Source organism: Candidatus Pantoea edessiphila, from assembly GCF_002933355.1.
Lineage (GTDB): Bacteria > Pseudomonadota > Gammaproteobacteria > Enterobacterales > Enterobacteriaceae > Pantoea_C > Pantoea_C edessiphila.
The window spans coordinates 125817-138750 of record NZ_PDKU01000001.1 but is presented as its reverse complement, the minus strand read 5'-3'; the positions used below and the strand labels follow the sequence as shown (position 1 = coordinate 138750).

The 12934-nt window shown below is 27.4% G+C and carries 12 protein-coding genes, 1 tRNA gene and 1 pseudogene; 11 read left to right on the top strand and 3 right to left on the bottom strand.

The window, feature by feature from the left end; genetic code table 11:
* Positions 1–42 precede the first annotated feature (42 nt).
* On the bottom strand, positions 43–225 hold the full coding sequence (locus CRV10_RS00720) for a hypothetical protein (RefSeq protein ID WP_136129910.1): 183 nt from the start codon (positions 223–225) through the stop codon (positions 43–45).
* A gap of 127 nt (positions 226–352) precedes the next feature.
* On the opposite strand from CRV10_RS00720, the gene CRV10_RS00715 reads away from it, so the two are divergent.
* From CRV10_RS00715 to hisIE, 10 genes are all read left to right on the top strand, one after another.
* Positions 353–425, top strand: a tRNA-Asn gene (locus CRV10_RS00715).
* A gap of 237 nt (positions 426–662) precedes the next feature.
* Entirely contained in the window at positions 663–2081 is a 1419-nt protein-coding gene (sbcB, locus tag CRV10_RS00710; protein WP_136129909.1) for an exodeoxyribonuclease I, read from the top strand.
* Positions 2082–2555: 474 nt separating this feature from the next.
* Positions 2556–3455 (top strand): ATP phosphoribosyltransferase, encoded by a 900-nt coding sequence (gene hisG, locus CRV10_RS00705; protein ID WP_136129908.1) that lies wholly within the window; start codon positions 2556–2558, stop codon positions 3453–3455.
* A 4-nt stretch (positions 3456–3459) separates the two neighbouring features.
* Positions 3460–4764: a histidinol dehydrogenase gene (gene hisD / locus CRV10_RS00700; RefSeq protein ID WP_136129907.1), complete on the top strand. Its 1305-nt coding sequence runs from the start codon at positions 3460–3462 to the stop codon at positions 4762–4764.
* Entirely contained in the window at positions 4761–5825 is a 1065-nt protein-coding gene (hisC, locus tag CRV10_RS00695) for a histidinol-phosphate transaminase (RefSeq protein ID WP_136129906.1), read from the top strand. The genes hisD and hisC overlap by 4 nt, the downstream gene beginning before the upstream one ends.
* Before the next feature lie 11 nt (positions 5826–5836).
* Positions 5837–6904: a bifunctional histidinol-phosphatase/imidazoleglycerol-phosphate dehydratase HisB gene (gene hisB, locus CRV10_RS00690; RefSeq protein ID WP_136129905.1), complete on the top strand. Its 1068-nt coding sequence runs from the start codon at positions 5837–5839 to the stop codon at positions 6902–6904.
* Positions 6904–7491: an imidazole glycerol phosphate synthase subunit HisH gene (gene hisH / locus CRV10_RS00685; RefSeq protein ID WP_136129904.1), complete on the top strand. Its 588-nt coding sequence runs from the start codon at positions 6904–6906 to the stop codon at positions 7489–7491. Before hisB ends, hisH begins: the two co-directional genes overlap by 1 nt.
* On the top strand, positions 7491–8228 hold the full coding sequence (gene hisA / locus CRV10_RS00680) for a 1-(5-phosphoribosyl)-5-[(5-phosphoribosylamino)methylideneamino]imidazole-4-carboxamide isomerase (RefSeq protein ID WP_136129903.1): 738 nt from the start codon (positions 7491–7493) through the stop codon (positions 8226–8228). The genes hisH and hisA overlap by 1 nt, the downstream gene beginning before the upstream one ends.
* Positions 8210–8980, top strand: a complete 771-nt coding sequence (hisF, locus tag CRV10_RS00675) for an imidazole glycerol phosphate synthase subunit HisF (protein ID WP_136129902.1) — start codon at positions 8210–8212, stop codon at positions 8978–8980. The genes hisA and hisF overlap by 19 nt, the downstream gene beginning before the upstream one ends.
* Positions 8977–9603 carry a bifunctional phosphoribosyl-AMP cyclohydrolase/phosphoribosyl-ATP diphosphatase HisIE gene (gene hisIE, locus CRV10_RS00670; RefSeq protein WP_136129901.1) on the top strand — a complete coding sequence of 209 codons (627 nt, stop codon included), beginning with the start codon at positions 8977–8979 and terminating at the stop codon, positions 9601–9603. The genes hisF and hisIE overlap by 4 nt, the downstream gene beginning before the upstream one ends.
* An 82-nt stretch (positions 9604–9685) precedes the next feature.
* Here the strand turns inward: hisIE and dcd are convergent, their stop codons facing one another.
* Positions 9686–10273, bottom strand: coding sequence for a dCTP deaminase (gene dcd / locus CRV10_RS00665; protein ID WP_136129900.1), 588 nt, complete (start codon positions 10271–10273; stop codon positions 9686–9688).
* Positions 10274–10452: 179 nt separating this feature from the next.
* Positions 10453–11016 carry an alkyl hydroperoxide reductase subunit C gene (gene ahpC, locus CRV10_RS00660; protein WP_136129899.1) on the bottom strand — a complete coding sequence of 188 codons (564 nt, stop codon included), beginning with the start codon at positions 11014–11016 and terminating at the stop codon, positions 10453–10455.
* A 251-nt stretch (positions 11017–11267) separates the two neighbouring features.
* Between ahpC and metG the strand changes: the two are divergent.
* A pseudogene (gene metG, locus CRV10_RS00655) lies at positions 11268–12899 on the top strand (methionine--tRNA ligase); the annotation flags it as partial.
* Positions 12900–12934: the final 35 nt, after the last annotated feature.

Genomic DNA, 12934 nt, shown 5'->3' with positions numbered 1-12934 from the left:
GATGAACATTTTTATAATTATCGTATATTAATACTACATCTTTTAGTTAACGTATTTTTTTATATTATTCATTTCTTCAAAAAACCAAATTCCTATAGGAAAATCTTCCAATATTATTAAATACATTTTTGATTTTTTGAAAGGCTCAGGTTCAATAGCTAAAATTTTTCCTATTCTATTTTTTATACCTTCAGTTTTTACAATTACATAATCACCAATTTGCATTAATTCTCTCCAATTTTAAATAAAATTTTCATTTATTATAAATAATTATTCAATAAAGATGCATATTGTATTTATTTTTGATAACATATAAGTTATACTACCAGTGTTTTTTAATAGTTTATTAAATTCCTCTGTAGTTCAGTTGGTAGAACGCCGGACTGTTAATCCGTATGTCACTGGTTCGAGTCCAGTCAGAGGAGCAAAATTAATTGATATTATTACGGTTCTTAACATGAAAAAATGAATAACTATTTCGTTCATATTATTTTTCAATTGATTTTCACAATTCAAGTATTTTTTTATTAAGGTACCATTTAATATGATGTAAATTCATAATTTTTTATTTATGTATTTATCTTTCAATGATAAAATACAGTGGTTACTTAATGCCGACTACTAAAAGATTTTTATTCGTTTTAATTTAAATGGTAGAATAGATGAATTGTTATTCAACCAAATTTTTTTTTCATGATTATGAAACTTTTGGTACTAATCCTGCTCTTGATCGTCCCGCTCAATTTGCTGGAGTATTTACAGATGATAAATTTAATATCACTACTAGACCTAAAATATTTTACTGTTGCTTACCAAATGATTATCTACCTAAGCCTGAATCTGTAGTCGTTAACGGTATTATACCTCAATTAGTAATGCAAAAAGGTTATAATGAAGCAGAATTTGCCAAACGTATTCATAACATATTGACAATTAAGCAAACTTGTACAGTAGGTTACAATAATATACAATTTGACGATGAAATAACCCGTAATATTTTTTATCGCAACTTTTATGATCCATATGCTTGGAGTTGGAAAAATGGTAATTCACGTTGGGATCTTTTAAATGTAATGCGTGCGTGTTATGCACTACGTCCTGAGGGGATAAATTGGCCAAGAAATAAAGATGGTTTTGTTAGTTTTAAATTGAAACATTTAACAAAAGCTAACGGTATCAAACATGATAATATACACAATGCAATGTCTGATGTGTATGCCACTATAGCTATAGCAAAATTAGTTAAAGAAAAACAGCCAAAACTTTTTGAGTATTTATTCAAGAATCGTAATAAAGAAAAAATAATCTCGATGATTGATATTGTCGGAATGAAACCTTTATTGCATGTTTCTAATTTATTTGGGAAATCAAGAAATAATATAAGTTTAATTTTACCATTAGCTTGGCATCCAAATAATCGTAATACACTAATTGTGATAGATTTGTCTAGCGATATATATCCTTTATTAAGAAGAGATGTTTTTTTTCTACAAAAATTTTTGTACGAAAAAAAATATAATAAGGAAATTGCAGATAAAATTCCTTTAATATTAGTGCATATCAATAGGTGTCCAATTTTAGCTTCCATCAACGTCTTGCGTCCAGAGGATGAAATAAGATTAGGATTAGATCGTGCTCATTGTATTAATAATTTAAAATTAATTTATAATAATCCAGAAATAAGAAAAAAAGTATTAATAATTTTCAATATGCAAAAACAAAATATAACATCAGATGTAGATACTAAATTATATGATGGATTTTTTAGTTCATCAGATCAAGCTAAAATGAATATAATTCATAGAACATCACCGAAACTACTTTCTAAATTAAATCTGAATTTTGAAAATAATAGATTAAAAGAACTTTTATTTCGTTATCGAGCAAGAAATTATCCTAATACATTAAGTTTCGAAGAACAGCTTTGTTGGAAAAAACACTGTAAAATTAATTTAAATTATAAAAGAATTAAAAGTTTTTTATCAGAAATAAAATTATTGAAAAAATCTTACAAAGATAATCAAAATAAAATTGAAATATTAAGGTCTTTATATTTTTATGCTAAAAGCATAATTACATAAAATGAAAAAACATAGAAAAACACATTGCTGAAAGAATAATAACATTTTAAAAATCAAATAAATATCGAAATTATATCTCTTAAGTTTACAAATTATTAACATTAATCAAATCTAATAACTTAAATCATAAAACAATCAATAATTTTATAAATATAAAAACTCAATAAAATGACATATGATACATTTTAATTTAATTATATATTATTAATTATTACTAATTATAGTATTAAAAAATATTAATAAGTCATAATATCATTGATATAATACGTTAATTAAATCTATATTTTTTGTTTAATTTACAAAAAATTTTTAGTAATTATATTATATAAACATACTACATATTTTATACAATCTCCAGTAATATTTATTAAATATCCTATCTAAATATACTTGAATAGATTGCGTAATATCAATAAATTATTGATATAAATAATCTTATGTAGAAAATATACATGAAATGAGAAGATAGGAAATATGTTGAATAATACTCGTTTGCGCATAGCAATACAAAAATCTGGTCGTTTAAGCGAAGATTCAAAAGAATTGTTAATGCGATGTGGAATTAAAATTAACCTTGAACAACAAAGATTAATTGCGCTTGCAGAAAATATACCAATTGATATTTTACGCGTACGTGATGACGATATTCCTGGTCTTGTAATGGATGGCGTAGTAGATTTAGGTGTAGTAGGAGAAAATGTTCTTGAAGAAGAATTGTTAACAAGATTAGCACAAGGTGATAATCCAGAATATATTATATTACGAAGGCTTGATTTTGGTAGATGTCGTCTATCAATAGCAATGCCAATAAATTATGAATATGTTGGATTAAAATGCTTACATAATGCACGCATTGCTACTTCTTACCCTCATCTTTTAAAAAGATATCTTGATCAAAAAGGTGTTGTGTTTAAAACTTGCATGTTAAATGGTTCAGTAGAAGTAGCTCCACGTGCCAGTTTAGCTGATGCAATTTGTGATTTGATTTCTACAGGAACTACATTAGAAGCAAATGGTTTAAAAGAAGTTGAAGTGGTTTATCATTCGAAAGCAGTAATTGTGCAACGTGCTGGAACAATGATTGAATTTAAACAAGATTTAATAAAAAAGATGATGACAAGAATTCAAGGTGTTATTAAAGCAAATGAATCTAAATATATCATACTACATATACCACGTGAAAAATTAAAAGAGGTAATAAATTTATTTCCTGGAACAGAATCTCCTACTGTGATCCCCATATCTGGAAACAGTGATCGAGTAGCAATGCATATGGTTAGTAGTGAAACATTATTTTGGGAAACAATGGAAACATTGAAGACTTTAGGAGCTAGATCAATTTTAGTATTACCAATTGAAAAAATAATGGAGTAAACATATGGAATATTTAGTTCCAATTGAATGGGGAAAATGTACTAAATTACAAAGACAAACACTTCTAACACGTCCAAAAACTACCTCTTCCATGAATGTAGAGCAAACAGTATTTAATATATTAAATGAAGTGAAAATACACGGAGATAAAGCATTATATGACCTAAATATCAAATTAGATAAAATATCACTTACAGATTTACATGTTACATCGCAGCAAATTTCAGCATCTAGTATGATGATTGGTAACAAATTAAAAAAAGCTATGAAAAATGCTTTTGATAATATAACAACTTTCCATCAAGCACAAATTCTAAATCTTGTTGATCTAGAAACACAAACAGGTGTAAGATGTCAACAAATTACTCGTCCTATAAAATCAGTAGGATTATACATTCCATCAGGTTCTGCAGCATTATTTTCTACCGTTTTCATGTTAGCAATTCCAGCACGTATTGCAGGTTGTAAAAATATAGTAATATGTTCTCCACCGCCAATTTCTAATGAAATTTTATATGCTGCTAATCTGTGTAAAATAACAGAAATATATCAAGTAGGTGGTTCGCAAGCAATAGCAGCACTTGGTTTTGGTACTAAGACAATACCACGGGTAGATAAAATCTTTGGTCCAGGAAATGTTTATGTAACTGAAGCTAAAAAGCAAATAAGTCAAAGATTAGAAGGTATAGAAATTGATATGCCTGCTGGTCCATCAGAATTATTAATAATTGCTGATAATAATGCTAATCCAGAATTTATTGCAGCTGATTTGTTATCTCAATCAGAACATGGACCAGATTCCCAAGTAATTCTTTTAACTACATCTCTGAAATTAGCAACAAAAGTTGCAACAACTATAAAAAAACAATTAATAAACTTAAAAAGAAAAAACATTATAATTCAATCATTAAATAACAGTTTAATTATTGTACTTAAAGATTTACAAGAATGTATAGAATTATCCAATATGTACGGACCTGAACATTTAATGATTCAAACATCTACCCCGAGAAATATTTTAAAACTAGTTAATAATGCGGGATCAATTTTTTTAGGTCCATGGTCTCCAGAATCAGCTGGTGACTATGCTTCTGGGACTAATCATGTACTGCCAACATCCGGATACACTAAAACTTTATCTGGTCTTAGTATAATAGATTTTCAAAAAATAATTACCGTTCAAGAAATTACTGCACAAGGTTTAATGAATTTATCTTCTACAATTGAAACTTTAGCTGCAGCTGAAAAATTAGATGCTCATAGAAAAGCTGTTAGTTTGCGTGTTGCTGTATTGAAGGAAAAAGTATGAATTTTAATATGATTAAAAATTTAGCACGTAAAAATGTGAATAATTTAGTACCATATCAATCAGCACGTCGTTTAGGAGGAAAGGGTCATATATGGCTAAATGCTAATGAATTTCCAATTTCCGTACATTTTGAGCTATCTCAGAAAACGATGAATAGGTATCCCGAATGTCAACCAAAATTAATGATTGCACGTTATGCTGATTATGCTAATTTAAATTCTGACCAAATTCTAGCAAGCCGTGGAGCAGATGAAGCAATAGAGTTAATAATGAAAACTTTTTGTGAACCGGGTAAAGATTTTATTTTGTTTTGTCCACCTACTTACGGTATGTATAAAGTTAGTGCTGAAATTATCGGTATTAACTATCGCATTGTTCCTACAATCAATAATTGGCAGCTAAACATACAGTCAATTGCTGAAAATTTAAATCATGTAAAAGTCATTTATATTTGTCGTCCAAATAATCCTACTGGTAATCTTATTCCACTAAATGATATTTACAATCTTCTAGAAATTACCGCTAGTAAAGTACTTTTAGTAGTAGATGAAGCTTATATTGAATTTTGCATTCAGTCTACACTAGTAAAATTGTTAAAAAATCATAAACATTTAATAATATTGCGTACTCTATCTAAAGCATTTGCTTTAGCCGGTTTACGTTGTGGTTTTATCTTAGCTGATAATAAAGTTATTAATCTTTTACTAAAAGTAATCACACCTTATCCTGTAGCAATACCAGTATCTGATATAGCAACTCAAGCATTAAGTAAAGAGAATATTATTTTGATGCAAAACAATGTCAAACAATTAAATATCAATAAGGTATGGCTATTTACACAACTTACTCTATGTAATTGTGTGAAAGAAGTATTTACAAGTGAATCTAACTATATTTTAGTACGTTTTGAAAATTCAGCTAAAGTATTTAAATATTTATGGAACAAGGGAATTATATTACGTGATCAAGATAAAAATCTTGGATTAGAAAAATGTTTACGCATATCTGTTGGAACCCGTCAAGAATGTGAACATGTAATTACCGCGTTACAAGATTTATAACTGGAATAAATATGAATCAAAAAACACTTTTTATTGATCGTGATGGTACTATCATTGCAGAACCTGCAATAAATTTTCAAGTAGATCATATAAGTAAACTACATTTTGAACCAAATGTTATTTCTGCTCTTTTATCTTTACAAACTAATGGTTACAATCTTGTGATGATTACTAATCAAGATGGTCTAGGAACAATCAATTTTCCTAAAATTAATTTTGATGGTCCTCACAACTTAATGATACAAATTTTTAAATCACAAGGAGTTGTTTTTGATGACATATTGATTTGTCCACATACAAAAGAAGATAATTGTTGTTGCCGAAAACCTAAAACTAAGATGGTAGAAAAATGGTTAAGGCATGACATAATTGATAAAAATCATAGTTATGTTATTGGTGATCGTTCAAGTGATCTTCAATTAGCGCATAATATGGGTATCAAATCAATTAGATATGGTAAGAAAGGTAAATATTGGAATGAAATTACAAAATATTTAATTAGCCTTAAACGATATGCAAAAATAGAACGCAACACAAAAGAGACAAAAATATTAATTGAAATTTGGTTAGATATTGAAGGTCAGAGTAGTATACATACTGGTATAGGTTTTTTTGATCACATGTTAGAACAAATTTCAATACAAGGTGGTTTTTGTATGAATGTTAATGTTAAAGGAGATCTTTATATTGATGATCATCATACTGTTGAAGACACAGGTATAGTCTTAGGACAAGCATTATTAAAAGCACTAGGTGATAAAATTGGTATAGGAAGATATGGTTTTATCCTTCCAATGGATGAATGTTTGTCAAAATGTATATTAGATATATCAGGACGTCCCTACATTAATATTAAAGCTAAATTTAATCATCAACATGTGGGTGATTTAAGTACGCAAATGATACAGCATTTTTTTAGCTCTATTTCCTATGGAATGATGAGTACTATTCATTTAAAAACTAAAGGAAAAAATGATCATCATATGGCAGAAAGCTTATTTAAAGTTTTTGGACGGACTTTAAGACAGGCTATTCGTTTAGACGGAAACATTCTTCCAAGTTCTAAAGGGATTTTATAATGAAAATTGTTATCTTGGATACTGGTTGTTCTAATATATTATCAGTAAAGTGGGCTATAAAACGTATAGGATATTCTCCTGATATTAGCTGTGATGATGATACTATATTATGTGCTGATAAACTAATTTTACCTGGAGTTGGTACAGCAAAAACAGTTATGAATAATTTATATCAAAATAATTTAGTTGACTTAATTAAATGCTTTAAAAAACCAATGTTAGGTATATGTCTTGGGATGCAAATACTAGGATCTAGTAGTGATGAAAATGGTGGTATAAATACTTTAGGTATTGTTAATGAATCAACTTCTTTAATAAACACTCATTTACCGTTACCACATACAGGATGGAATAGAATTAAATTTCTATCTAATAATGACTTATTTAAAAAAATTGATAATGAAAGCTATTTTTATTTCATGCATAGCTATGCTATGCCAGTAAATAGTAATACTATATCTCAGTTTTGTTATGGTAAACCTTTTACAGCTATTTTACAGAAAAATAATTTTTTTGGAGTACAGTTTCATCCTGAACGTTCTAATAAAGTAGGATCGCAGTTATTAAAAAATTTTTTGGAGATGTAATGATTATTCCAGCTTTAGACCTAATGGATGGTAATGTAGTTAGATTATATCAAGGATCTTATAATAAAAAATTAAATTATGACATAGATCCTTTCCTACATATAAAAAAATATACTGAGGAAGGAGCTAAATTAATCCATTTAATTGATTTAAATGGAACAAAAAACCCTAATAAACGTCAAATTCATTTATTGAAAAATTTATTAAAAAATATTGATGTTTGCATTCAGATTGGAGGTGGTATTCGAACTAAAAATGATGTCAAAATGTTACTTGATTCTGGTGCAAATCGTGTAGTTATAGGATCAATGGCAGTAAAAAATCATGAAGAAGTAAAAAAATGGTTCATTGAATTTGGATCTCAACATATTGTATTAGCAATTGATATACGTATTGATGTTAATTATTCAAAAAAAGTTGCAATCGATGGTTGGCAAAATACTTCTAATACAACAATAGAAGAAATAATAAAGAATTTTCAATCAGTAGGACTAAGATATGTATTGTGTACAGATATCTATAGAGATGGAACTTTACTTGGACCTAATATTAATTTATATAAGGAAATGATAGAAAAATTTCCAAAAATTATATTTCAATCTTCAGGAGGTATCAGTTCATTAAATGATATAATATCATTACGGAATATAGGAGTTCAATCTATAATTGTTGGACGTGCATTACTTGAAAATAAATTTACTCTTCTAGAGGCAATTAAATGTTGGCAAAAAGAATAATTCCTTGTCTAGATGTTCATGATAATCGAGTTGTCAAAGGTATTAAATTTCGCAATCATAAAATTGTTGGTGATATTTTATCATTAGCGAAATACTATTCTGAAGAAGGAGCAGATGAATTAGTATTTTATGATATTAATGCATCCGTTAATTCAAAAGTAGTTGATAAAAGTTGGGTTTCTCGTGTTGCAAAATTAATCGATATTCCTTTTTGCGTAGCAGGTGGTATTAATAATTTGGAAAAGGCTTCTAATATCCTTCAATCCGGCGCTGATAAAATTTCTATAAATTCACCAGCTTTATTAAATCCTTCATTAATAACACAATTAGCAGATCGTTTTGGAGTACAATGCATCGTTGTAGGAATCGATACTTGGTTTGATAAAACTCAAAATAAATACTTGGTTTATCAGTATACAGGTGATGTATCTCGTATGGTTATCACTCAATGGGAAACAATTGAATGGGTTAAACAAGTTCAAAATATGGGGGCAGGAGAAATAGTACTAAATATGATGAATCAAGATGGCATGCGTAATGGATATGATTTAGTGCAATTGCGAGAAGTAAGAAATATATGTAAAGTACCTTTAATTGCTTCAGGAGGAGCTGGAGAAATGTATCATTTTTTAGATGCGTTTAATCAAAATGTAGATGGAGCTTTAGCTGCGTCAGTGTTCCATAATAAAATTATTAACATACGTAAATTGAAAAAATTTTTAATAGATCATGGTGTGGAGATTCGTAAGTGATAAATGCAAAAGAAATTTCCTGTTTAAATTGGGAAAAAACACAAGGTATGATACCAACTATCATTCAGGATTATATATCAAGTCAAGTGTTAATGCATGGTTATATGAATCAACAAGCATTAAAAAAAAGTTTAGAACAAGGTATTATAACTTTTTTTTCTCGCACTAAAAATTGTTTATGGACTAAAGGAGAAACATCAGGAAATTTATTAAAATTAATTGATATCACAATAGATTGTGATAAAGATACATTATTAATTTTAGTAAATCCAGTTGGTCCAACTTGTCATTTAGGAAATTATAGCTGTTTTTGTATTTCAGAATCTAATTGGTCATTTTTTTATAGATTAGAAAAATTATTAGCTGAACGCAAAAAATATCATGTTTATAATTCTTATACTTCCAAACTTTATGCTAGTGGAACTAAACGCATTGCACAAAAAGTTGGGGAAGAAGCAGTTGAATGTGCATTAGCAGCTGTAACAAATAATCATCAAGAACTGATTAATGAAGCATCTGATCTGATTTATCATTTATTGATATTATTACAAGATCAAGGCATCGATTTTAATATGATTGTTAATAATTTAAAGAAACGCAATATAAATAATAACTCTATATAAATATCTACGTAAAATATTTATTTTATATTAACTACATCATAATTATAGCAGCTTAAAAATAATATGTTTAATGAATCATTATTTATTTTAAATCTTCATTGATTTTACTTTTTTCTGCTCCTTTTTGACGATAGTATTTTGAATTTTTGCGAATATTATATGGTTTTAATGCTGAATTAGAAAGTATTTCAAAACTAAGAGCACAGATAGTCATACCTGGACGCAATGCTAACGGTATTTTGCCAAAATTGTAAAATTCTAAAACAATATGACCTTCCCAACCAGGATCAATACGATGAGCAGTTGCATGAACCATTAATCCAAGACGAGCTAATGAAGATCTTCCATCTAACCAACCTACTAGATTATCTGGCATAATTATAGACTCTAATGTTACTGCTAAGACTAAATTACCAGGATGAAGAAAAAACAATTCATTATCCATTAAATTAATTTCATTACTCATTACTTGATTTAATGATTTACGCACTGTACATTCAGATCCACTCAAATCTATATATGCGTTTGCATGATCATTAAAAATTCTAAATTGGTTACCTAATCTTAAGTCTACTGTAGCACCAGTTATACGGTTAGCAGGAGGACGTGGTATTATGGTTAAATTACCACATTCTAACCAAGATTCAATATCTCGATCACATAATCTCATGAAATCAACTCTATAGTTTATATTATTTATAAATTAATCAATATTTTTCTAATCATAATACCATGATTAATACCATAATATAGATTAATTAATGTATTATGTCATAATAATTTTAAATATACCAATACTCAATTTCTCAATATCGAGTACTGGTATATTATATAAAAGACAATTATAAATTAAATTTTACCAACTAAATCTATAGAAACAGTTATACTATCATCACCTTTTTTCCATTTGGCAGGACAAACTTTTCCTGGATTATTATAAATATATTGAATAGCCTCAATTTTATTTAATAACTCAATTGCATTACGACCAATACCATTAGGATTTATTTCAATATATTGAATAATATTTTTTGGGTCTATAATAAATGTACCACGGTTCGCTGTGCCTGTATCTTCTTGCATCATATCAAAATTACGAGTTAAAATACCGGTGGGATCACCAATCATTGCATAATTAATTTTTGATATAGTATCGGATAAAGAATTCCAAGCTTTATGAGAGAAATGAGTATCAGTAGAGACTGAATACACATCAACTCCAAGTGTTTGAAATTCAATATAATGGTCAGCTATATCTCCTAATTCAGTAGGACAAACAAATGTAAAATCAGCAGGATAGAAAATAAAAACATTCCACTTACCTTCTAAATTTTGTTCTGTAACTTCGATAAATTCATTTTTTTTAAATGCAATATTTTTAAATGGTTTTACTTTAGTATTAATAATAGACATACTTTATTCTCCATAAAATTTGATTTAAATTAAAATTTTTGATAGCATTGTGAAATATATTTTAATTAAATTAATTCTGTATTTATATTTAAAACATCTAAAACAATCGATTAATAAAATATTAGTTAGTATGCAGTATGAATAATACTTAATTAAGTTGATTAATTGATCTTCTATACAGTTCCTTAAAGAAAATACTAATTATTAAATAAATATTAAATTTCATTTGAAATCTTTAAATATATTACATTATGAATCAGTCAGTTAAAAAATTATTAGTTACATGTGCTTTACCATATGCTAATGGAGACATTCATGTAGGGCACTTGCTTGAGCATATACAAGCAGATATTTGGGTACGTTATCAAAGAATGCTTGGCAATACAGTATACTTCATTTGTGCTGATGATACTCATGGTACTCCTATTATGATTAAATCTCAACAAACAGGTATTTCTCCAGATAAAATGATTACTCAAATTAAAAATAGACATGAAATTGACTTCGCAGGTTTTAATATTAGTTTCGATAATTATCACTCAACTCATAGTGATGAAAATAGAAAATTGGTTGAATTTATATATAATAGACTTAAGAAAAATGGTTTAATTAAAAAACATATAATTACTCAGTTATTTGATAGTACAAAAAATATGTTTTTACCTGACCGTTTTATAAAAGGTACATGTCCTAAATGTAAAGCATCTAATCAATATGGTGATAGTTGCGAAATTTGTGGTTCTATTTATAATAGTATAGATTTAATAGAACCTAAATCTATATTATCAAATACAGTACCAGAACTTAAAAAATCAGAACATCTGTTCTTTGATTTACCTCATTTTACTGAAATGTTAAAAGTTTGGACACAATCTGGAGTATTACAAAGTCAAATATCAAACAAAATACAAGAATGGTTCAAAATAGGATTAAAACAATGGGATATTTCTCGTGATGCTCCTTATTTTGGTTTTAAAATTCCAAACTATTGTGATAAGTATTTTTATGTTTGGTTAGATGCACCAATTGGCTATATTAGTTCTTTTAAAAATTTGTGTAAAAAGCGTACCAATATTAATTTCAAAGAATTTTGGGAAAAAAATTCTCAAACGAAATTATATCATTTTATTGGAAAAGATATAGTATATTTTCATAGCTTATTTTGGCCAGCAATACTTGAAGCAAGTGATTTTAGGAAACCAAGTAAAATATTTGTACATGGATATGTTATGGTTAATAATAATAAAATATCTAAGTCAAAAGGTAATTTTATTACTGCTAGACAATGGTTACAATACTTAGATTCTGATAGTTTACGTTATTATTACTCAACGAAAATTTCTTCTAATATTGAAGACATCAATTTGAATTTACGAGATTTCATTAACCGAGTTAATAACGATATTGTTAACAAGATAATAAATATTGCGTCTAGAACTTCTAGTTTTATTAATAAATATTTTGATAATAAACTTGCAAATAAATTAGATGATCTGGAATTATATCAAAATTTTCTTAAAACTTCTGATGAAATAGAAAACTATTTTTTAAATTGTGAGTTTAATTTAGCAACACAGAGGATTATTTCAATGGCTGATATAGCTAACCTATATATAGATAAAAAATCACCTTGGAGGTTGGTAAAGGATAAAAGCTCTTATAATCACTTACATGAAATATGTTCAATGGGTATAAATTTATTTCGCATAATAATAACTTGGTTGAAACCTATTATGCCTGCTCTAAGTGATCGTGCAGAATTATTTCTCAATAGTAAATTGAATTTTAATCTGATCCAGAAGCCATTACTCAATCATAAAATAAATTCATATAGAAAATTGTATAGTCGTATTGAAATATCACAAATAGACAATTTATTAAAAAATAAATCATAGGTTTTTGTTTTTTTATATAAAAA